The 20,533-nt window shown below is 67.9% G+C and carries 21 protein-coding genes; 5 read left to right on the forward strand and 16 right to left on the reverse strand.

Features of this window, described 5'->3' with window-relative positions:
- Positions 1–16: 16 nt before the first annotated feature.
- The 5 genes from PRtIB026_RS14280 to PRtIB026_RS14300 form a co-directional block, all read right to left on the reverse strand.
- Positions 17–1,129 carry a succinylglutamate desuccinylase/aspartoacylase family protein gene (locus PRtIB026_RS14280; protein ID WP_203646967.1) on the reverse strand — a complete coding sequence of 371 codons (1,113 nt, stop codon included), beginning with the start codon at positions 1,127–1,129 and terminating at the stop codon, positions 17–19.
- Between the two features lie 9 nt (positions 1,130–1,138).
- Entirely contained in the window at positions 1,139–1,837 is a 699-nt protein-coding gene (locus PRtIB026_RS14285; RefSeq protein WP_186714582.1) for an ABC transporter permease, read from the reverse strand.
- A 12-nt stretch (positions 1,838–1,849) separates the two neighbouring features.
- On the reverse strand, positions 1,850–2,539 hold the full coding sequence (locus PRtIB026_RS14290) for an ABC transporter permease (RefSeq protein ID WP_186735854.1): 690 nt from the start codon (positions 2,537–2,539) through the stop codon (positions 1,850–1,852).
- Positions 2,540–2,563: 24 nt separating this feature from the next.
- Positions 2,564–3,340 (reverse strand): ABC transporter substrate-binding protein, encoded by a 777-nt coding sequence (locus PRtIB026_RS14295; RefSeq protein WP_203646965.1) that lies wholly within the window; start codon positions 3,338–3,340, stop codon positions 2,564–2,566.
- Between the two features lie 448 nt (positions 3,341–3,788).
- Positions 3,789–4,568 (reverse strand): NAD(P)H-dependent oxidoreductase, encoded by a 780-nt coding sequence (locus tag PRtIB026_RS14300; protein ID WP_267812254.1) that lies wholly within the window; start codon positions 4,566–4,568, stop codon positions 3,789–3,791.
- 84 nt (positions 4,569–4,652) lie between these two features.
- Between PRtIB026_RS14300 and PRtIB026_RS14305 the strand changes: the two genes are divergently transcribed.
- Positions 4,653–5,564 carry a LysR family transcriptional regulator gene (locus PRtIB026_RS14305; protein WP_186714586.1) on the forward strand — a complete coding sequence of 304 codons (912 nt, stop codon included), beginning with the start codon at positions 4,653–4,655 and terminating at the stop codon, positions 5,562–5,564.
- Between the two features lie 4 nt (positions 5,565–5,568).
- On the opposite strand, the gene PRtIB026_RS14310 is transcribed toward PRtIB026_RS14305, so the two are convergent.
- Positions 5,569–6,006: a carboxymuconolactone decarboxylase family protein gene (locus PRtIB026_RS14310; RefSeq protein ID WP_203646964.1), complete on the reverse strand. Its 438-nt coding sequence runs from the start codon at positions 6,004–6,006 to the stop codon at positions 5,569–5,571.
- A 196-nt stretch (positions 6,007–6,202) separates the two neighbouring features.
- On the opposite strand from PRtIB026_RS14310, the gene PRtIB026_RS14315 reads away from it, so the two are divergent.
- Together PRtIB026_RS14315 and PRtIB026_RS14320 are read left to right on the forward strand one after the other, a co-directional pair.
- Positions 6,203–6,661 carry a nucleoside deaminase gene (locus PRtIB026_RS14315; protein WP_198743857.1) on the forward strand — a complete coding sequence of 153 codons (459 nt, stop codon included), beginning with the start codon at positions 6,203–6,205 and terminating at the stop codon, positions 6,659–6,661.
- Positions 6,658–7,851, forward strand: a complete 1,194-nt coding sequence (locus PRtIB026_RS14320) for a cyanate transporter (RefSeq protein WP_203646963.1) — start codon at positions 6,658–6,660, stop codon at positions 7,849–7,851. Before PRtIB026_RS14315 ends, PRtIB026_RS14320 begins: the two co-directional genes overlap by 4 nt.
- Here PRtIB026_RS14320 and PRtIB026_RS14325 read toward each other — a convergent pair.
- From PRtIB026_RS14325 to PRtIB026_RS14365, 9 genes are all read right to left on the reverse strand, one after another.
- Positions 7,844–9,277 (reverse strand): PLP-dependent aminotransferase family protein, encoded by a 1,434-nt coding sequence (locus PRtIB026_RS14325; protein ID WP_267812256.1) that lies wholly within the window; start codon positions 9,275–9,277, stop codon positions 7,844–7,846. The two genes, PRtIB026_RS14320 and PRtIB026_RS14325, sit on opposite strands and share 8 nt — an antisense overlap.
- A gap of 169 nt (positions 9,278–9,446) precedes the next feature.
- A complete protein-coding gene (locus tag PRtIB026_RS14330) occupies positions 9,447–9,788 on the reverse strand; it encodes a hypothetical protein (protein ID WP_110738654.1) in 342 nt (113 codons plus the stop codon).
- Positions 9,789–9,953: 165 nt separating this feature from the next.
- Positions 9,954–11,210 (reverse strand): glycolate oxidase subunit GlcF, encoded by a 1,257-nt coding sequence (gene glcF / locus PRtIB026_RS14335; protein WP_203646962.1) that lies wholly within the window; start codon positions 11,208–11,210, stop codon positions 9,954–9,956.
- Between the two features lie 9 nt (positions 11,211–11,219).
- Positions 11,220–12,266 (reverse strand): glycolate oxidase subunit GlcE, encoded by a 1,047-nt coding sequence (glcE, locus tag PRtIB026_RS14340; protein WP_203646961.1) that lies wholly within the window; start codon positions 12,264–12,266, stop codon positions 11,220–11,222.
- The gene (gene glcD / locus PRtIB026_RS14345) at positions 12,266–13,765 is read right to left on the reverse strand and encodes a glycolate oxidase subunit GlcD (protein ID WP_254465110.1); all 1,500 of its coding nucleotides are present in this window, start codon (positions 13,763–13,765) and stop codon (positions 12,266–12,268) included. Before glcD ends, glcE begins: the two co-directional genes overlap by 1 nt.
- Before the next feature lie 6 nt (positions 13,766–13,771).
- On the reverse strand, positions 13,772–14,992 hold the full coding sequence (locus tag PRtIB026_RS14350; RefSeq protein ID WP_203646960.1) for a M20/M25/M40 family metallo-hydrolase: 1,221 nt from the start codon (positions 14,990–14,992) through the stop codon (positions 13,772–13,774).
- Positions 14,993–15,165: 173 nt separating this feature from the next.
- Positions 15,166–15,495 carry a hypothetical protein gene (locus PRtIB026_RS14355; protein WP_203646959.1) on the reverse strand — a complete coding sequence of 110 codons (330 nt, stop codon included), beginning with the start codon at positions 15,493–15,495 and terminating at the stop codon, positions 15,166–15,168.
- Between the two features lie 74 nt (positions 15,496–15,569).
- Entirely contained in the window at positions 15,570–16,220 is a 651-nt protein-coding gene (locus tag PRtIB026_RS14360; RefSeq protein ID WP_203646957.1) for a DUF998 domain-containing protein, read from the reverse strand.
- Between the two features lie 63 nt (positions 16,221–16,283).
- Entirely contained in the window at positions 16,284–17,099 is an 816-nt protein-coding gene (locus PRtIB026_RS14365; protein WP_203646955.1) for a sulfite exporter TauE/SafE family protein, read from the reverse strand.
- Between the two features lie 108 nt (positions 17,100–17,207).
- Between PRtIB026_RS14365 and PRtIB026_RS14370 the strand changes: the two genes are divergently transcribed.
- Together PRtIB026_RS14370 and PRtIB026_RS14375 are read left to right on the forward strand one after the other, a co-directional pair.
- A complete protein-coding gene (locus PRtIB026_RS14370; RefSeq protein ID WP_203646953.1) occupies positions 17,208–17,975 on the forward strand; it encodes an AraC family transcriptional regulator in 768 nt (255 codons plus the stop codon).
- A gap of 79 nt (positions 17,976–18,054) precedes the next feature.
- Entirely contained in the window at positions 18,055–18,804 is a 750-nt protein-coding gene (locus PRtIB026_RS14375; RefSeq protein ID WP_203646951.1) for a FadR/GntR family transcriptional regulator, read from the forward strand.
- Between the two features lie 133 nt (positions 18,805–18,937).
- Here the strand turns inward: PRtIB026_RS14375 and PRtIB026_RS14380 are convergent, their stop codons facing one another.
- Positions 18,938–20,518, reverse strand: coding sequence for an aldehyde dehydrogenase (NADP(+)) (locus PRtIB026_RS14380; protein ID WP_203646949.1), 1,581 nt, complete (start codon positions 20,516–20,518; stop codon positions 18,938–18,940).
- Positions 20,519–20,533: the final 15 nt, after the last annotated feature.

The raw sequence follows: 20,533 nt of genomic DNA on the forward strand, positions 1-20,533 counted from the left end.
TCGGTACTCGCAGGGGTCAGTCGCTGAGCAAGCGACCTTGGCGGATGGAGGTGCTGCCGGCGACCTTGGCCAGCCACAGGCCGGGCTGGGCGAAACGCAGGCGTTCGCGGGCATAGAGGATGCCGTCGGTGGTGGCCCTGACCACGCTGTGGCGGTCGCTGAGCGGATCGAGCACTTCGAACAGCGGATCGCCGACCCGCACCTGCGCGCCCAGCGGCTGCAGGTAGCTGACCACCCCCGGGTGCTCGGCGTAGGCATACTGCGCGCCGGCGAAGGGCGTGGGTTGGCAGCAATGCTCCGGCGCGGCCGGCCACGGCCCGCTGATCAGGCCCTGGTCGGCGAGGTAGCCGAGGATCTGCTCGGCGCTGGCCTGGCACTGCTCGCGCTCGGTGTCGGCCATGCCGCGCAACTCGATGGTGGTCGCCACGCAGGCCAGGGGAATCTCGGCCTCGGGGAAGTACTCGCGCAGGTGCAGCCACGGTGCCGCGCAGGCTTCATCGAAGGCATCGCCGCCGGCGCCTTCGGCCAGCAGCGCCACTTGTGCGCCGAGGCGGGCGGCGAGCGGGCGCAGCTGGTTCCAGTGCTGCGGCATGGCGTACAGCAGCATCACCGATTCGAAATCGCAGTGCAGGTCCAGCACCAGGTCGGCGTCGCAGGCGTGGCGCAGCAGCAGGCGGCGCAGGCCGTCGAGCTCCGAGTCGGGCGCGGGCAGTTCATCGAGCAGTTCGAGCATGGCCCGGCGGATAGTCGTCACGTTGGCCTGGCCATCGCTGCCCAGGCGGCCTTCGAGGTGGGCGGCCAGCGCTTCGGTCAGCGCCGGGAAGTCGCGATTGAAGTTCTTGCCGCTGTTGAACTCGAAGCGGCCCTGGTGGGTGGCCTGGAACATCTGGCCGATGCCGATCGGGTTGGCCAGCGGCACCAGTTCGATCACTGCTGCCAGCCGACCTTGCGCCTCGAGTTCGAGCAGGCGGCGCTTGAGCTCGATGGCCACGCGCATCCCCGGCAGCTCGTCGGCGTGCAGCGAGGCCTGGATGTAGGCCTTGCGCGGGCCGCTGCCAAAGCGCAGCACGCGCAGGGAGCGCTGGGTCCCGCAGGCGCTCCAGGGCAGGATATGGTCGATGTGCTGCATGAAAGCTCCTTAGTGCTTGCGGGGGGCGAGGTAGGCCAGCCAGTGGCGCTCGGCCAGTTTGAACAGGCGTACCAGCAGGAAGGTCAGGACCAGGTAGATCAGCCCCGCAGTGATGAACGCCTCGAACGGCAGGTAGTAGCGCGCATTGAAGGTCTTCGCCGCGCCGGTGATGTCGACCAGGGTGACGATCGAGGCCAGGCTGGTGGTCTGCAGCATCATCAGCACCTCGTTGCCGTACTGCGGCAAGGTGCGGCGCAAGGCCGAGGGCAGCAGGATGCGCCGGTACAGCGTCAGCCTCGACATGCCCATGGCGCGGGCCGCCTCCACCTCGCCACGCGGCGTGGCGCGCAGGCTCCCGGCCAGCAACTCGGCGCTGTAGGCGCTGGTGTTGATGGCGAACGCCAGGCAGGTGCAGAACGTGGCGCTGGACAGGTAGGGCCACAACGGGCTCTGGCGCACCGCCTCGAACTGGGCCAGCCCGTAGTAGATCAGGAACAGCTGCACCAGCATCGGCGTGCCGCGGATCACATAGGTGTAGAGCCAGGCGGGGTAGCGCAGCAGGCACGCGCGCGAGACCCGCATCAACCCCAGCGGGATCGCCAGGGCCAGGCCGCAAGCCAGCGAGATCAACAGCACCTTGAGGGTCAGGGCGATGCCGTTGAGGTACAACGGCAGGTTCTGCCAGATCAGCGGATAGTCGAGTGTCATCGGGCAGATCCCCTAGAGCTCGGCGGCTTTGAAGCCGACCGAGTAACGTTTCTCCACGCCGCGCAACAGCAGCAGCGAGGCACTGGTCAGCAGCAGGTACAGCGCCGCCACGGCGAGGAAGAAGGTGAACGGCTGGTGGGTGGCGTCGGCGGCGTTCTTGGCCTTGAACATCATGTCCTGCAGGCCTATCACCGAGATCAGCGCGGTGGACTTGGTCAGCACCAGCCAGTTGTTGGTGAAGCCCGGCAGCGCCAGGCGCACCATCTGTGGCAGGCTGATCCGCACAAACACCTGCAGGGCGCTCATGCCGTAGGCCATACCGGCCTCGGCCTGGCCTTTGGGGATGGCCAGGAAGGCGCCGCGAAAGGTCTCCGAGAGGTAGGCACCGAAGATGAAGCCCAAGGTGCAGACCCCGGCGACGAAGGGATTGATGTCGATGTACTGCTCGTAACCCAGTGCCAGCGCCAGGCGGTTGACCAGGTCCTGGCCGCCATAGAACACCAGCAGGATCAGGACCAGGTCGGGAATACCGCGCACCACCGTGGTGTAGACCTCGCCCGGTACCGCCAGCCATTTCAGGGGGGACAGGCGACAGGCCGCACCGAACAGGCCCAGGCCGATGGCCAGTGCCATCGCCAGCAGGGCCAGGTGGATGCTCAGCCAGGCGCCATCGAGAATGCTCGATCCGTAGCCGTGAAGCATGATGAAAACCCTCGTCAGCCTGCGCTATTGGCCGTAGATGTCGAACGGGAAGTACTTGCGCTGCACCTGCTGGTAGGTGCCATTGGCGCGGATCGCGGCGATGGCGGCGTTGAGCCGCGCCAGGTTGGCGCTGTCGCCCTTGCGCACGGCGATGCCGGCGCCGCGGCCGAAGTAGTGCGGGTCGGCGATGTCCGGGCCGACCAGGGCGAAGCCCTGGCCGGCCGGGGTCTTGATGAAGCTCTCCTCGGTGTTGACGATATCGGCGAGGGTGGCATCCAGGCGCCCGGACACCAGGTCGAGGAAGGCTTCGTTCTGCGAGGCGTAGCGGACGATCTCGACCCCCGCCGGCTCCAGTTGCTCGGTGGCGAAGCGGTCATAGGTGGACGAGCGCTGCACCCCGACCTTGCGGCCCTTGAGGTCCACCGCCGGGGTGTCGAGCCGGCTGCCGGCCTTCATCGCGAACTTGCCGGGGGTCTGGTAGTACTTGTCGGTGAAGTCGACCGACTTCAAGCGATCCTCGGTGATCGACATCGACGACAGCACCGCGTCGATCTTGCGCACCTTCAGCGACGGGATCATGCCGTCGAACTCCTGGATCACCCACTGGCACTTGACCTGCATCTGTGCACAGAGGGCATTGCCGATGTCGTAGTCGAAGCCGGCGAGCTCGCCTTCAGGGGTGCGGTAGGAGAAGGGCGGGTAGGCGGCCTCGATGCCGAGGCGCAGGCTGGCGTCGTCGGCCTGGGCGAAGACGCTGCAGGCACAGAGTGCCAGCGCGCCGAGAAGTCCTGTCTTGTTCATGTTCTTGACTCCGGTGGGTGGGGCGTACCGTCCAGGACCCTGTTTGGGAGGGGCCTGGGCACGGAGAAGAAAATGACATGAAATATTTCATTAATCAATATGGTGAAAATAATTGTGTCAGAGTGGTGATCGATGGTGTCCGCCGACAGGGTTGTGGCGCCTATGAGATCGAGCGCCGCCCGCGCGGCGCATCGCGGGACTAGCCCGCTCCCACATTTGTTGCAACGTGCCGAACCTGTCAGGCCATGGTTGCCCGCCTTGGTGCATGTCTTGAGGCAGGTGAGGCGCCAGTGGTGCCCACACTGAAACCGCGTCGTACGCACAAGGCGGACCAGGTAATGGCACAGGATTGACTGGCCCGAAACAGATGTGGGAGCGGCCTTGTGCCGCGATGCGCCGCGCGGGCGGCGCTCGATCTCACAGGCGCTGCAAGGGTTGTGGCGGGCACCTAGTCGGCAACATGCACACCCAATCCATCCCGGCCAGGCGCAAGCTCTGGCCGCAGGGTCAACGCCGGGATCGCATAATCCCCGCCGTTCTGCCGCCGGAACGGAATGGGCGCATCACGCCACAATCCATCGAGCCGCTTGCCCAGCGCCTTGCACGCCGCCGCAAAGCCCGCCTCATCGACCCGGCTGGTGCGGTACACCGCAAACGGCGGCAGCACCTCGAACCCCGGGTAGAACAGGATGCCGTGCTGGATCGGAAACAGGACATCGTTGAGCGGCCCGTTGATGCCGCGCTCGCTGTAGTGCGAGGCCCAGCCACCCATGCTGACCATCAGCATGGCGCGCTTGCCCGCCAGCCGGCCCTCGCCGTAGCGATCCCCCCAGTGCCGGTCGGAGTGCTCGCCGACACCGAAGGCGAAGCCATAGGCGTACACCCGCTCGACCCAGCCCTTGAGGATCGCCGGCAGGCCGAACCACCACAGCGGAAACTGCAGGATCACTGCGTCGGCCCACTGCAGCTTGGCCTGTTCGGCGACGATGTCGGCCGCCTGGGTGCCGTCGGCGAACGCCCGGCGCGAGGCGTCGGAGGGACTGAAGCGTTCATCGGCGGGGTGTTCGACGCTGTCGTCGGCGTCCAGCACGGCCTTGAACTTCATCGCATAGAGGTCCGAGACCTGGACATGGTGGCCCTGGTCTTCGAGATGACGGACGGCGAAGTCCTTGAGGGCGGCATTGAGCGAGCGGGGTTCGGGATGGGCGTAGACGATCAGGATATTCATGGTCGGGCTCCAGTAGGGGATGGCCAAAGCATGCGGATACCCGGAATATTGTTGAAATGAATAGATGAAATTGCAGGTATTGCCATGCATGATTCATTGCGAAGTCTGGACCTGAACCTGCTGGTCACCCTCGACGCGCTGCTTGCCGAACTCAACGTCACCCGCGCCGCCGAACGCCTGCACCTCGCCCAGCCGACGGTCAGCGTGCAGCTGGCACGGCTGCGCGATGCATTGGGCGATCCGTTGCTGTTGCCGGGGGCTCGCGGCATGCGCCCGACCGCCCGCGCCCTGGTGCTGCGCGAGCCCTTGAGCCAGGCCCTGGAAGCGTTGCGCCTGGCCATCGCCGCCGAGCGGCCATTCGACCCGGCCCTGGCGCAGCTGACCTGGCGGGTGGCCGCGACCGACTACACCGAAGCGACCATCCTGCGTCCTGCGCTGGGCGCACTGCGCGCGGCCGCCCCCGGCACGCGCCTGGCGATCGTCGACATGAACCCGCCGACGCTGGTGCGCAAGGCCGAGCAGGGTGAGCTGGACCTGGCCTTCCATATCGCCATCGATGCACCGCCTGGTTTGCGCCAGCGTCCGTTGTTCGCCGACCGCTACGTGCTGGCCGGGCGTGTCGATCACCCGCGCCTCAGGCGTCGGCCAACGCTCAAGCAGTTCTGTGCGCTGGAGCATGTCATCGTCTCGCCCGACGGTGGAGGTTTCACGGGGCCCACCGACGACGCCCTGGCCAAGCAGGGCCTGGCGCGCAATGTGGTGCTGTCGGTACCGCGCTTCTCGGGGCTTGCGGCGATGCTGGTCGACAGCGACCTGGTGGCCATGCTGCCGCAGCGCCTGGTGGCCGGGAATCCGGCCCTCAGGGTGGTGGAGGCGCCTTTGGCGGTGCCGGGCTTCGAGATGCTGATGCTGTGGCCGGAGCGGGTGCACCGCGATCCTGCACATCAGTGGTTGCGTGAGCAGTTGGCCCGGGCGGTGCTGTTGCAGGCGCCCTGAGCGGTTATGCCGGCACCATGGCAAAGCCCACGCCGAAGCGGTTCCAGGCATTGATGGTGGCGATGGCCAGGGTCAGGTTGGCGATCTCCTTGGCACTGAAGTGCTCCAGCAGCGCCTGGTATTCGTCCTGCGGCGCGCCATGCTCGGGCAGGCGGGTCAGGCTTTCGACCCAGGCCAGGGCGGCTCGCTCGCGCTCGCTGAAGTAGCGGGTCTCGCGCCAGACGCTCAGGGTCTGCAGGCGCGCCTCGGTTTCACCGGCCTTGCGCGCATCGTTGGCGTGCATGTTCACGCAGTAGGCGCAGCCATTGATCTGCGAGGCGCGCAGGCGGATCAGTTCGAGCAGCGAATGCTCCAGGCCCGAGGCGACCAGCGCCTGCTCGAGGCCGATCATGGCCTTGTAGGCTTCCGGCGAGTGTTTGGCCCATTCGATACGGTCATGCATGGTGAGGCTCCAGTTCGACAAGAGGAAAGTGGCACTACCTTAGCGCCAGGCCGCGCCGCGCCGAATAGCCAATCCCGCGCTTTGCCAGGAGGCCAATCCACCATTCGGATGCGCACTGACAGGCATCCAATCTCTTCATTTCTGCCAGGGCGGCCGAGGCGGGATAATGGGCAGGTCTTCACCTGAGAACCGTTTCATGTCCGCAGATCGATTCATGCGCGAGGCCCTCGAGCTTGCCCGCGCCAATATCCAGGCCGGTGGCCGCCCCTTTGGCGCCGTGCTGGTCCACCAGGGGCAGGTAATCGCCCGTGCCGTCAACCAGATCCACAGCACCCAGGACCCCACCAGCCACGCCGAGATGCAGGCCATCCGCCAGGCCGCCCAGGTGCTCGGCCGGGCGCGCCTGGACGGGGCCGAGATATACGCCAGTGGCCATCCGTGCCCGATGTGCCTGGCCGCCATGCACTTGTGCGGCATCGAGCGCGCCTGGTTTGCCTACGACAATGACGAGGGCGAGCCCTATGGTTTGTCCACCGCGGCGGTTTATGCGCAGATGGCCCGCCCGCCACAGCAGCAGAGCCTGCCGCTGCGCCCGCTGAAACCGGCGGGTGAAAGCGGCCTGTACCGTGAATGGCAGCAGGCCGGCGAAGCATGAGGGGCGCGTTGAACCTGTTGCTGGTGGTGCTGCTGGCGTTGAACCTGCGGCCGATTCTCACCAGCATTGGCCCGCTGCTCGAACCGATGCGCCAGAGCACTGGCCTGGGCTACCAGCAGGCGGCGCTGCTGACCGCATTGCCGGTGCTGTGCATGGGCCTGGTGCCGCTCCTGCAACCCTGGCTGCGGCGCTGGCTGAGCGAGCATGGCGGCATGCTGGCGGGGCTGGCGGCCATCGCCCTGGCGTGCCTGTGGCGCCTGCAGCTGGACAGCGCCTGGGCGCTGATCGTAAGCGCGGTGGTCGCAGGCCTCGGTGTCGCCGTGGTGCAGGGCATGATGCCGGGGCTGGTCAACCGCTGGTTCCCCGGCCGCCTGGCGGCGACCATGGGGCTGTATTCGGCGGCGTTGATGAGCGGCGGTGGCCTGGCGGCGGTGCTTGGCCCATCGATCACCGCGTATTTTGGCCATTGGCAGTTCGGCCTTGGCCTGTGGGCGTTGCCGGCGCTGCTGGCGATCGTGGCGTGGACTGTCCTGCGTCCGCGCCAGGACACACCGGCCCTGGCCGGTGGTGGCGGCGGGCACTGGTTCGGCAACCGCCGGGCCTGGCTGCTGGCGCTTTACTTCGGGCTGATCAATGGTGGCTACACGAGCATGGTCGCCTGGTTGCCAGCCTATCACCTCGAGCACGGCGGCACGGCCCAGGGTGGCGGCGAGCTGGTTGGTCTGATGACCATCTTCCAGGTCTGCGGTGCCCTGGGCCTGCCGTTGCTGCTGCGGCGACTGGTCGATCGGCGGCCGGGCCTGTGGCTGGCCTTGCTGATCCAGCTCGCTGGCTTCCTTGGCCTGCTGCTGGCGCCGGCCAGCGACATGGGCTTGTGGGTGGCGCTGATCGGCCTGGGCCTGGGCGCGTGCTTCAGCCTGAGCCTGACGCTGACCCTGGAGCACCTGCGCACGCCCGGCGAAGCCGGCAGCCTGGCGGCTTTCGTCCAGGGTGTGGGCTTTATCGTCACCGGTATCGTGCCGTACATCACCGGCTGGTTGCGTGATGCCAGCGGCGACTTCCAGGCCTCCTGGACCCTGCTCACCTGCACCGTGCTGGCGATGCTGCTGGTGACCGTGTGCTTTGCCCCGAAGGGCTATGCCCGGGCCATCGCCCGTGAGGGGCAAGCGACTGTGGCGGCGCTCAACTGAGGCGCTGCAGGGTGTCGCCGACCCGGTCCAGCGCCGGGTCGATGTCCAGCAGCTCGATGGCACCGAAGCCGAACAGCAGCCCCGGCCTGACCGGCGCTTCGCTGAAGAACGGGGCCAGGGAGTAGAGGCCGACTTCTACCTTGCGCGCCAGGTTGATCAACAGCTCGATATCCACCCCCGGCTTGGCCAGCGCGCTCAGGTGAAAGCCGGCGCTGGCCGGCACCGCGTCGAACCACGGCGCCAGGTCGCCGCCCAGGCGTGCCAGGATCCGCTCGCGGCGGGCGCTGTACACCTCGTGGCAACGGCGAATGTGCTTGTTCAGGTGACCTTCGCTGATGAACCGCGCCAGGGCCCATTGCTGCAGGCTCGGGCTGTGCCAGTCGCTCAGGTGCTTGGCCACGCAGGCGGCCTGCAGCACGGCCGGCGGCAGCACCGCATAGCCCAGGCGCAGCTCCGGCAGCAGGGTCTTGGAGAAGGTCCCGACGTAGGCCACCAGGCCATGTCGGTCCAGGCGCAGCAGGGCTTCGGCGGCCGGCCCCTGGTAGCGGAACTCGCAGTCGTAGTCGTCCTCGATGATCAGCGCGCCGAGCTCGGCAGCCCGGGCCAGCAGCGCCTGGCGCCGCGGCTCGGCCATGGGCATGCCGAGCGGAAACTGGTGCGAGGGTGTCACGTAGATCAGCCGGGTGCCGTCCTCGATCTGCTCGACGCACAGCCCCTGGTCGTCCACCGGCACCGACTGCAGGCGCGCGCCCAGGGCCAGGAACAGCTGGCGCGCCGGTGGGTAGCCCGGGTCTTCCATGGCTACCTTGCAGCCGGGCTCGACCAGCACCCGGGCGATCAGGTCGAGGGCCTGCTGGGCACCGTTGCATACCAGCACGTCACTTGCAGTGCACTGGATGCCGCGGGTGAAGGCGATCTGGTGGGCGATGGCCTCGCGCAGCTCGGGCAGGCCCTGGGCGGAAAACTGTCGGTCGGGGTGGCGCTGGCTGCGGCGCAGGGCGTAGTTCATGCAGCTGCGCCAGTGGTCGTAGGGGAACTGCGCCTTGCTCGAGGCGCCGCCGATGAAGTCGTAGCGCGACGGCGCGTCCAGCGCCCGCCGACCCAGCACCGTGGCGCGCTGGCGCCAGCGTTCGAGGGTGTCGGCGGCGGCCAGAGGGATGTTGTCGCTGTCGCCCTGGCGCGGCGTGTGGCGCGGGGTGATGAAGGTACCGCGGCCGACCACGCCGCTGAGCAGGTTGTCGTAGGTCAGGCGCGAATAGGCTTCGGCCACGGTCTTGCGCGAAACGCCCAACTGCTCGGCCAACAGGCGTGTGGGTGGCAGTTGGGTGCCGGCGGCCAGGTGGCCGCTGTCGATGCCGGCGCGCAGCTGCTGGTAGAGCTGGTCGGTCAGGCCTTTGCGGCCTTCGAGGCGGATGTGCAGTTCCATCGGGGGGAGGGTGTCCGAAGCGCAGGGGGTGTAAAAGCTTCGGGGTTTATCGACAAAGCTGCAAGGGGCCCTGTAGGTGGCTGCGCTGTCGAACAGGGATCAGCATCACCAGCCTGCTCCCACGCAGACCGAAAGGTCTGGGCAATTAATTTCCTGCAGGGCGGCGTGTTCACAGGCGAGCGGTACTGATGGTGATGTAGCCTTTTTCCGGCAATGCGATGCGAATCACCGTCTCGTCCTCGCAGGCCTTGCGTTTCTGTTGGATGCATACGCCATCCACCGCCGCTTCGCGCATGCGCGCGGGGATGGCGCGGCCCTTGGCATCGAAGAAGGCTTCGCTGGCGAGCAGCTCGACACGCTCGATCAGCTGGCGGGTGTGTTCATCGGTGGCGCAGAAGAACCGCACCCCGGACAGGTGCGGGTTGTCGTCGGGGTTGCTGACCTCGTGGGCCAACAGTTGACGCAGGGTGTGGCGCAGTTCGCGGGTAGGGCGATGAGCATTTGTGGGCATGGCATGGCCTCGTCTGGATGGGGTTGGCCGCGCCGGGGCGGCGGTCACGTCTCCAGTCCTGATGATGTTTTGCCGAGGGTGGGGCAACAATCTAGAAGCTTCCGTACTTTCGGTAGGAGGGTTCCGAAATTACAGGCACCAGGTTGAACATCGCCTTGATCCGCGTCAGGTGCGGGGCACAATTTCCGCGGCCTCGACAGCGCCGGGCTCAAGTGCCGCCTCGACGATTTCGATCCAGTGCCGCACCGGCGTGCGACCGGCGCCGCCGAGGTGCAGCTGGCAGCCGATGTTGGCAGTGGCGATGACCAATGGGTTGTCGCTTTCCAGGGCATTGAGGCGGTTGTCGCGCAGCTGGCGCGCCAGCGCCGGCTGGGTCAGTGAATAGGTGCCGGCCGAGCCGCAGCACAAGTGGCTATCCGGCACCTGGGTGAGATGAAAGCCCAGCCGGGCCAGCAGACCTTCCACCGCGCCGCCAAGCTTGAGGGCGTGCTGCAGGGTGCAGGGGCAGTGGAATGCCAGGCGCTGCTCGGCGCATAGACCCAGATGCTCCAGTGGCTCGGCCTGCAGCACCTGTACCAGGTCACGAGACAGGGCGCTGACCCGAGCGGCCTTGGCGGCGTAGCGTGGGTCTTGTTGAAGCAGGTGGCCATAGTCGCGGACAAAGGCGCCGCAGCCGCTGGCGGTTTGCACGATGGCCTCGGCGCCGGCCTCGATGGCCGGCCACCAGGCGTCGATGTTGCGTCGGGCGCGGTCGAGGCCTCGTGCCTGGGCATCCAGGTGATAGTCCACGGCGCCGCAGCAACCGGCCTGGTGGATCGGTTCGACGCTGATGCCTAGCCGGTCGAGCAGGCGAGTGGCGGCGGCATTGGTGTTGGGTGAAAGGGCCTGCTGCACGCAGCCTTCGAGCAGCAGCACGCGACGGGTGTGGCGCGGCATCGGACGTTGGCCCGGGGTGACGACCTGCGCCGGCAGCTTGTCCTTGAGGCTGGCCGGGAGCAGGGGATACAGGGCCTGCCCGGCGCGCACAAGCGCCTTGAATGCGCCCGGCCTCGGCACCACGGCGCGCAGGCCCGCGCGCAGCAGGCGTTGCCCCGGCGGCCGGGGGACCTGCCGTTCGACCACGGCGCGGCCGATGTCGAGCAGGTTGTGGTATTCCACCCCCGACGGGCAGGTGGTCTCACAGTTGCGACAGCTCAGGCAGCGGTCCAGGTGCGCCTGGGTGCTGGTGCCCGCCGGTTCGCCTTCGAGCACCTGCTTGATCAGGTAGATGCGCCCGCGAGGCCCGTCCAGCTCATCGCCGAGCAACTGGTAGGTGGGGCAGGTGGCGGTGCAGAACCCGCAATGCACGCAGGAACGCAGGATGCGTTCGGCCTCGTCGGCGCGGGGCAGCTGGCGGGCGGATTCGCTCAGGTGGGTTTGCATGCCATGGCCTCACAGATGGGCGTACAGGCGGCCAGGGTTGAACACACCCTGGGGATCGAGTTGGCGTTTCAGCGCCTGGTGATAGCGCAGCGTCAGCGGATCGAGTGGGGCACTGCTGTCGTCGCCGGGCGCGTAGGCGGTGGCATGACCGCCGGCCTCGGCCGCCAATGCCCGGATGACGGACGCCGGGGCGTCGGACTTGAGCCAGCGCTGGGCGCCACCCCAGTCGATCAACTGCTGTCCCGGCAGTTCGAGTGCACCGCAGGCAATGGGCAGGGACAGCCGCCACAGCGTTGCGGGTGCGGTGAAGAACGCCAGGCGCTGCTCGCGCAGGTCTTGCCAGAAGCCTGTGTCGAACGCTTCACCACCCAGGCGCTCACGGGCCGAGCGCACCGAACCTTCGCCGCCCTCCAGGCGCAGATGCAGCGCCTCGCCGTCATGGCAGGCGGCGCTGACTGGCAGCGCTTGTCGGCCCCATTCGGCGAGTGCGGCGAGTGCCTGCTGCGTGCTCATCTCCAGGCGCAGGCCCAGGCATTGGCGCGGTTGCGGCAGCACCTTGAGTGACACTTCGGTGAGCAGCCCCAGGCAGCCGAAGCTGCCCGCCATCAGCCGCGCCACGTCGTAGCCGGCGACATTCTTCATCACCTCACCACCAAAGCGCAGGAGCTTGCCGTGGCCGGTGATCAGCCGGGTGCCGAGGACATAGTCACGCACCGACCCGGCCCAGGGCCGGCGTGGCCCCGACAGCCCGGCCGCGACCATGCCGCCCAGCGTCGCCTCGGGGCCCAGGTGCGGTGGCTCGCAGGCCAGCATCTGCCCGGCCTCGTGCAGCGTCGCCTCGACCTCCCGCAGGGGCGTGCCGGCGCGGGCGGTGAGCACCAGCTCGGTGGGGTCGTAGCCGACGATGCCGCGGTGGCCACGGGTGTCGATGACCTGCCCGGTCACCGGGCGACCGAGCATGGCCTTGCTGTTGCCGCCCTGGATGCGCAGCGGGGTGCGCCGGTTCAGCGCCTGGTTGACCTGCTCCAGCAGGTCCTGGCCGAGGTCCCTGTCCATCAGAAACGCTCCAGGTCGGGGAAGGGCAGTTGCCCGTGGTGTACATGCAGCGCGCCGAACTCGGCGCAGCGCTGCAGGGTGGGGATGTTCTTGCCCGGGTTGAGCAGGCCCCGTGGGTCGAAGGCGGCCTTGACCGCGTGGAACAGGGTGATCTCGTCGCTGTTGAACTGCGCGCACATCTGGTTGATCTTCTCCCGTCCTACGCCGTGTTCGCCAGTGATGCTGCCGCCGACGGCCACGCACAGTTCGAGGATCTGCCCGCCGATGGCCTCGGCGCGCTCCAGTTCACCGGGCAGGTTGGCATCGAACAGGATCAGCGGGTGCAGGTTGCCGTCGCCGGCATGGAACACATTGGCCACCCGCAGGCCGTACTGCCGGGAAAGCGCGCTGATGCCCTTGAGCACCCGCGGCAGCTCGCGGCGCGGGATGGTGCCATCCATGCAGTAGTAGTCCGGGGAAATGCGCCCCACCGCCGGGAAGGCATTCTTGCGCCCGGCCCAGAAGCGCACGCGCTCGGCTTCGTCGCAGGCCAGGCGCACCTCGCGGGCGCCGGCCTTGCGCAGCACGGCATCGACCCGGGCGCAGTCGTCCTGCACGTCGGCCTCGACGCCGTCGAGCTCGCACAGCAGGATCGCCGCCGCGTCCAGCGGGTAGCCGGCATGGATGAAGTCCTCGGCGGCGCGAATCGCCAGGTTGTCCATCATCTCGAGCCCAGCCGGGATGATCCCGGCGCCGATGATCTCGGCCACCGCGCCCCCGGCATCCTCGACGCTGTCGAAGCTGGCCAGCAGTACCCGCGCCACCTGCGGCCTGGGCAGCAGCTTGACGGTGACTTCGGTGACGATGCCGAGCATGCCCTCGGAGCCGGTAAACAACGCCAGCAGGTCGAAACCGGGGCTGTCCAGGGCGTCGCTGCCCAGTACCAGGCGTTCGCCTTCGACGGTGAGGATCTCCACCTTGAGCAGGTTGTGCACGGTCAGGCCGTATTTCAGGCAATGCACGCCACCGGCATTTTCGGCGACATTGCCGCCGATCGAGCAGGCGATCTGCGAGGAAGGATCGGGCGCGTAGTACAGCCCATGGGGCGCCGCCGCCTGGGAGATCGCCAGGTTGCGCACGCCAGGCTGGACCCGGGCGAAGCGGCCCTGCGGGTTGACTTCGAGGATGCGGTTGAAGCGCGCCATCACCAGCAGGATGCCCTGGCTCAACGGCAGGGCGCCGCCGGACAGGCCGGTGCCGGCGCCGCGCGCCACCACCGGCACGCCGCGCTGGTGGCAGAGCCGCATTAACGCCTGCACCTGCTCCAGGCGCTCGGGCAGCGCCACCAGCAGCGGCAACGAACGGTAGGCCGAGAGGCCGTCGCACTCGTAGGGCTTGAGGTCTTCGCTGCGGTGCAGGATCTGCAGATCGGGGAGGGCCTCGCGCAGGGCGGCCAGCAGTGCCGGCTTGTCCACGGCCGGTAACGGTCCATCGACACGTTCGTCGTAAAGGATGTTCATGCAGGCTTACTGCGCCAGGTGCCGGATCATCGCCACCGTCAGGTACAAGCGTGGCGCCACGCTGGCGATCTCCATGTACTCGTCGTCGCCATGCAGGCCGGCGCCGACCACACCCAGCGTTTCCAGCACCGCCGGCTTGTCGCTGTCGGGCACGTAGGCGTAGCCGGCGTCGGTGCCGAAGCGCATGGCGATCGGCTGCAACTGCCGGTCGATCTTGCTGTAGAGCTGCCGCGCCGTTTGCGCAAGCTCCGTGGAGGCGTCGTTCCTGGCCAGCGGCGGGCGGCCTTTTTCCACGACCAGCTCGACCTGGGTATCGGCTACAAGCTGTTTCTTGATGATCCGCAGGGCGTCTTCCTGCACCCGCTCGGTCTCGCTCAGGTCGGAGTAGCGCATGTCGGCCTCGGCGCTGGCCTGGGCGGGAATGATATTGGCCTTTTCCCCGGCCTTGGCCAGGGTCCAGTTGACGGTGGTGCCCTTGCCCTTGTCGCCGAGGTCGTTCAACTGCAGCAACTGGTGCGCCAGCTCCACCAGCGCGTTGCGCCCGGCTTCCGGGGCGGAGCCGGCGTGGGAGGCGCGGCCCTTGACCTCGAGCTTGAGGCGGTTGATGCCGTTGGTGGCGACGGTGACCGCGTCCTTGTCCGGCGGCTCGTAGGAGAAGACGAAATCGTGCTTGCGTGCCAGCTCGGCGATCAGTTGCCGCGAGCCGGCCGAGCCCATCTCCTCGTCCGGGTTGAACAGCACGGTGAGGGTGCGGTAGCCCTTGTACTGCTGGTCCTGTAGCAGTTTCAGCGCATGCAGGATCATCGCCACGCCGCCCTTGGCGTCGGCCACGCCGGGGCCGTAGGCGCGTTCCCCATCGATCCGGAACGGGCGCTTGGCCACGGTGCCGGGGCCGAACACCGTGTCGTAGTGGACCATCAGCAGGAAGTCCTTGTCGCCGCTGCCCTTGAGGGTGCCGACGATATTGTCGCCCACCGAGGGCGTGGCCGGCTGGGTGCTGACCTTGGCACCGAGGGCCTCGAGGCGTTTCACCAGTTCGCTGCCGACCTGTTTCAGGCCGGGTTCGGTGCCGGTGCCGGTGTCCACTGCCACCAGGGTCTTGAGGGTCTCCAGGTAATGAGGCTGTTCGGCCTGGGCCTGGCTGAACAGTTCCTGGGGCGTCGGGTCGGCGGCCTGGGCGGTGGCACAGGCCAGGGCAAGGGCCAATGAACAGAATCGCAAGGGCATGGGCAGGGATCTCGTTGTCGTGAACCCTTCAGCGTAGACCCTGCTATCCGATTACCGAGTCATTTGCCCCCGGCGACAAAGCTGCCGTGCAGCCTGAGAGGGGTGAAAATCATGACAACTCATAGTGATGCATGACATTACATATAGTTAATAAGCTATTGAATATAAAGAATTTATCTTTTCGCTATCGCGTGTTGTACGCACTGCTCGTAATACGTCTGCTTGATCGCCGTCGGCTTCAGCCGAGACCGGCTGTTGTAGGTCTGCTCGGTGATGCCGAAGGCCGTCATGCGCATCCACGGCTTGGCGAACTTGCGCGCCTGCAGCTTCTTGCGCGTGGCGTACAGGGTGACGCCGGAAAGCTTGGCCTGCTGCGCCTCGGCGGCGATCTGCGCGCCCCAGCCGCACACCTGGCGATCGTTCTGGCTCAGTGCCCGGGCCTGGGCGCCGAAGGCGGCGGTGGCCAGCAGGCAGCCGGCCACGGTTGCTAGAATCACTCGCATGTTGCTGTCCTAAGCATCTGAAGGAAAACAAAGTTTGCCTTTGCTTCCGACGCCTGGGGGCCAGCAGTTTGCCGTCAGGCGATGGCCATTTGCAGGCCACCGTGCTGGCGCCTGCGCAGCGACTGCAGGGCCAGCGCCGCGATCCACAGCACGCCGACGCCGTAGTTCAGGCGCTGGTAGAGACCGAACAGTTCACCGCTGTGCACGGCCTGGGTCATCAACACTACGGTAACCACCGCCAGTACAGCGCTCAGCAGCGACCCCCAGGCCAGCCCCGGGGATCGGGCAAGGCGCATGCCCAGGCCGATCCACAACACGCTGGCGAGCGTCAGCGAAAGGAACATCAGCAGGCCGCCTAGGTTGTGCATCTGTTGCGAGAACGATGGCTCCAGCGGCGCGCAGCCCTGGTCACAGGCAAACCCGCCGGTCACCAGGCTGCCCAGGCCATGCAACAGCACCAGCAGGGCGCTCAGCCGTGCCAGCTTCGAGCGCCGCCAGCGCCGCGCCAGGCCCCAGGCGAACAGTGCGAACAACAGGGCCAGCGGGAAATTGTTGGCCCAGGGCGACAGCCCGTGGGTGGGGGCGCCGACCGCGCCGAGCTGGCTCATGGCTTGTTGCAGGTGGTCGTAGCCGGGGTAGGCCAGCGCCGTCAGGGTGACGCCCAGCAGCAGCCAGAGGGGGATGAGCAGGCCGCTGGCGAGCAGCAGGCGATCGAACGTCTTCATGCAGTGCCTTCCTTGGTGAGTGCAGGACGCAGCCTACCGCGTCGCCGTGGCCATTCGCCAGCCTTAGCGGCCGTTGACCAGCATCACCAGCAGCACGCAGGCCAGCAGCGCCAGGTAGGCCCGGGCATGCACGCTGTCGGGGATGCGCCCGAGCAGTGGCGCGGCCAGGTGCATGCCGAGCCAGGCGCCGACGGTCATCACCAGGGCCGCGCGCAGGTCGATGAAGCCCAGCAGGCCCGGGCCAAGGTCGAGCTGGCCAGCCGGCAGCAGCGCATAGACCAGCGTGGCCGCCAGGGCCATGGGCAGCGACAGCGGGTTGGCCATGGCCGTGGCGGTTCGCATGCTGGCGCCGCGGCGGCGCATCAGTGGCACGGTCATCACGCTGCCGCCCACCCCGAGCAACGCTGCCAGGGCGCCGATGGGCACGCCGACCAGGCTGGCGCCGGTACTGCCCAGGGGCGCCAGGCGATGTTCGCCAGCGCGGACGAAGCCCGGGCGCAGCCAGGCGTCCAGCAGGCTCAGCGCCAGGTAGGCGATGAACAGCCAGCGCAGCCAGGCGCTGGCCAGGTACAGCACCGCCCAGGCCCCGAGCAGCGCGCCGAGGGCGATGGCCGGCGCCAGTGGTCGCACCAGGTCCCAGCGCAGGCTGCCCGCGCGGTGATGGCGCCAGGTGGCCAGGGCGCTGCTGAAGATCATCACCGTGGCCGAGGTGGCCACGGCGATCTGCATGGCGTGCTGGGCCACGGCCGTCCCCGCGCCATGGCTGGCCAGCAGCAGGGCATAGAACAGCGGCACGGCGAAGAACCCGCCGCCGAAGCCAAACAGCAAGGTGGTGACGCCGGCGCACAGGCCGAACAGGCCAAGCAGGGGATAGAGCATGGTGTGGGCCTCGGGCCAGGGTTGAGGCGGTCAGGGTAGGGGTATGCCTCTTGGCTGGCTTGCGCAACCTGGCCAATAATCGTCGTGTTTCGGCCAGAGCCTCCTTTCATGCGCAATGTTCCCCTGTCCGAGGTCGATGCCAGCCCCCGTGCGGTGCTGGCCATCGCCACCGACTATCCGCCCGGTACCCTGCTGCCCAGGCATGTCCATCGCCGGGCGCAGTTCCTGTATGGCATGAGCGGGCTGATGGAGGTGCTGACCGATGACGGCGCCTGGGTCATCCCGCCCGGCAGTGGGGTATGGATTCCGCCCGGCAAGCCGCACCAGGTGCGCATGCGTGGCGTGAGTACCCGCAGCCTGTACATCGAACCGACCGCGCTGCCCAGGCCGGGTGGCGTGTGCGAGGCACTGCGGGTCGGGCCGCTGCTGCACCAGCTGTTGCTGGCCAGCGCCGAGGTGCCGGCCCTGCATGACGAGGCGGGGCGCGATGGCCTGCTGCTGCGGCTCGTGCTGCATGAGCTGGGCCAGGCCGAGCGTCTGCCGCTGTTCGCGCCGCTGCCGGCCGAGCCGCGTCTGGCGGCCCTGTGCCAGGCGTTCCTGGCGCAGCCGTCGGTCCACACCCGTGGCGACACCTGGGCAGGGCAGCTCAACTGGAGCCCGCGTACCTTCAGCCGGCGCTTTCGCGAGCAGACCGGGCTGTCGTTCGGCCAGTGGCGCCAGCAGGCATGCCTGATGGCCGCGGTGACACGGCTGGCGACCGGCGAGGCGGTGACCACCATCGCCCTGGACCTGGGCTATGAAAGCCCCAGCGCGTTTTCCAGCCTGTACCGGCGAGTCATGGGCCAGCCGCCGTCGGCGGCACGCCAGGGCAGATGAAAACCCCGCTGGATGTATGTGATCGTACAACTGCTTGCGCTATCATCACGCCTGTCTTTCACAACCAGACATACAGGGCATGACAGAGCAGCAGGTACAGGCACGGACCCGGCGCAAGCCGCGCAGTCTGGCCCAGGAACTGGTCACGGTGCTGACCGAACGCATCCGCAGCGGCCAGCTCAAGCGCGGCGACAAGCTGCCCACCGAGTCGCAGATCATGGTCGAGGAGGGGGTCAGCCGCACCGTGGTGCGCGAGGCCATCTCGCGGCTGCAGGCCGCCGGCCAGGTCGAGACCCGTCATGGCATCGGCACCTTCGTGCTGGACGCGCCGAGCACCGGCGGCTTTCGGATCGACCCGGCGACCATCGTCACCTTGCGCGAAGTGCTGGCGGTGCTGGAGTTGCGCATCGCCCTGGAGATCGAAGCCGCGGGCCTTGCCGCCCAGCGTCGCGGCGACGATGAGCTGGCCGGCATGCGCGCGGCGCTGGACGAGCTCAACGAGGGCGCGGCCCATGCCTCGGATGCGGTGTCGGCGGATTTCCAGTTCCACCTGCGCATTGCCCAGGCCAGCGGCAATCACTATTTCGCCGACATCATCAACCACCTGGGTACCAGCATCATCCCGCGCACCCGGCTCAATTCGGCGCGCCTGGCCCATGACGACCAGGCGCACTACATGAGCCGGCTGATGCATGAGCACGAGGCGATCTACGAGGCCATCGCCCGACGCGACAGCGAAGGCGCGAAGATGGCCATGCGCATGCACCTGAGCAACAGCCGCGAGCGCCTGCGCCAGGCCCATGAAGAGGCCGAGGCGCAAGGCATTTGATCTGTACTGGTCCCTTCGCGGGTAAACCCGCTCCCACAGGTTCTTCACAGCGCGCTGGCAAACGCTGATCCCTGTGGGAGCGGGTTTACCCGCGAAGAGGCCGACGCAGGCACCCTAAAAGAGCCCAGGGCTCTCAGACCGCCCCGTCACTCCACTGCCCATTCACCAATCGCCGCAGCCCCAGCGGGTTACCATCGCGCAATGCCTCCGGCAGCAACGCCTGCGGGTAGTTCTGGTAGCACACCGGGCGCAGGAACCGATCGATGGCCAGGGTGCCGACCGAAGTGCCGCGGGCATCCGAGGTCGCCGGGTAAGGTCCGCCATGGACCATGGCGTCGCACACCTCGACCCCGGTCGGGTAGCCATTGACCAGGATCCGCCCGACCTTCTCCTCCAGCAGCGGCACCAGCCAGGCAAACGCCTCGAAGTCTTCCGGCTCGCCGATCAGCGTGGCGGTCAGCTGGCCGCGCAGACCGAGCAGGGCGGCGCGCAGTTGCTCGCGGTCGCTGACTTCGACGGCCACCGTGGCCGGGCCGAACACTTCTTCCTGCAGCAGCGGGTCGGACTCCAGCAGCAGACGGGCGTCGGCCTTGAACAGCTGGGCACGGGCCTGGTCGCCCTGTTGCGCCTGACCGGCCAGGTGCTGGATGCCGGCATGGGCGTGCAAGTGTTCCAGGCCGGCGACATAGCTGCGCAGGCCGCCGGCGTTGAGCAGGGTCTGGCCAGCCTGTTGCTCCAGATGCCGGCCCAGGTCATTGAGCAACTGGCTGAAGCCAGGCGACTGCAGGCCGATCAGCATCCCCGGGTTGGTGCAGAACTGCCCGGCGCCCAGGCACACGGAGCCGGCCAGCTCACGGGCGATGGCTTCGCCGCGCTTGGCTAGCGCGCCCGGCAGGATGATCACCGGGTTGATGCTGGACATCTCGGCGAACACCGGGATCGGTTGCGCCCGCTCGGCAGCCATGCGGCACAAAGCGTCGCCGCCCTTGAGCGAGCCGGTGAAGCCGACCGCCTGGATGGCCGGGTGCTTGACCAGCCACTCACCGACACCGCCACCGAACACCATGTTGAACACGCCCTTGGGCATGCCGGTGCGTTCGGCGGCGCGCAGGATGGCGCAGGCCACCAGGTCGGCGGTGGCCATGTGGCCACTGTGAGCCTTGAACACCACCGGGCAACCGGCGGCCAGGGCTGCGGCGGTGTCGCCGCCGGCGGTGGAGAAGGCCAGCGGGAAATTGCTGGCGCCAAATACCGCTACCGGGCCGACGCCGATACGCATCTGGCGGATGTCCACCCGTGGCAGCGGCTGGCGCTCGGGCAGCGCCAGGTCGATGCGCGCACCGAGGAAGTCGCCACGGCGCAGTACCTGGGCGAACAGGCGCATCTGCCCGCTGGTGCGGCCGCGTTCGCCCTGGATACGCGCGGCGGGCAGGGCTGTTTCACGGCAGACGATGGCCACGAAGCTGTCATCGAGTTCGTCCAGTTCGGCGGCGATGGCGTCGAGGAATTCGGCGCGGCGTGCCGGGGGGAGCTGGCGGAATTCGCCGAAGGCGACGGCGGCGGCTTGGGCGGCGCGGTCGACTTCGCCCTCGGTGGCCTGGGCAAAGCTGTAGGGCAGTGCCTCGCCGGTGGTGGCGTCCAGGCTTTGCAGGCGTTGCGGGCCGACGGCACTGCGTTGGCCGGCGATGAAGTTGTGGCCGAGGATATTGGGCATGGGGTGCTCCTGTCG

It is taken from the genome of Pseudomonas sp. RtIB026, assembly GCF_016861355.2.
GTDB lineage: Bacteria > Pseudomonadota > Gammaproteobacteria > Pseudomonadales > Pseudomonadaceae > Aquipseudomonas > Aquipseudomonas peradeniyensis.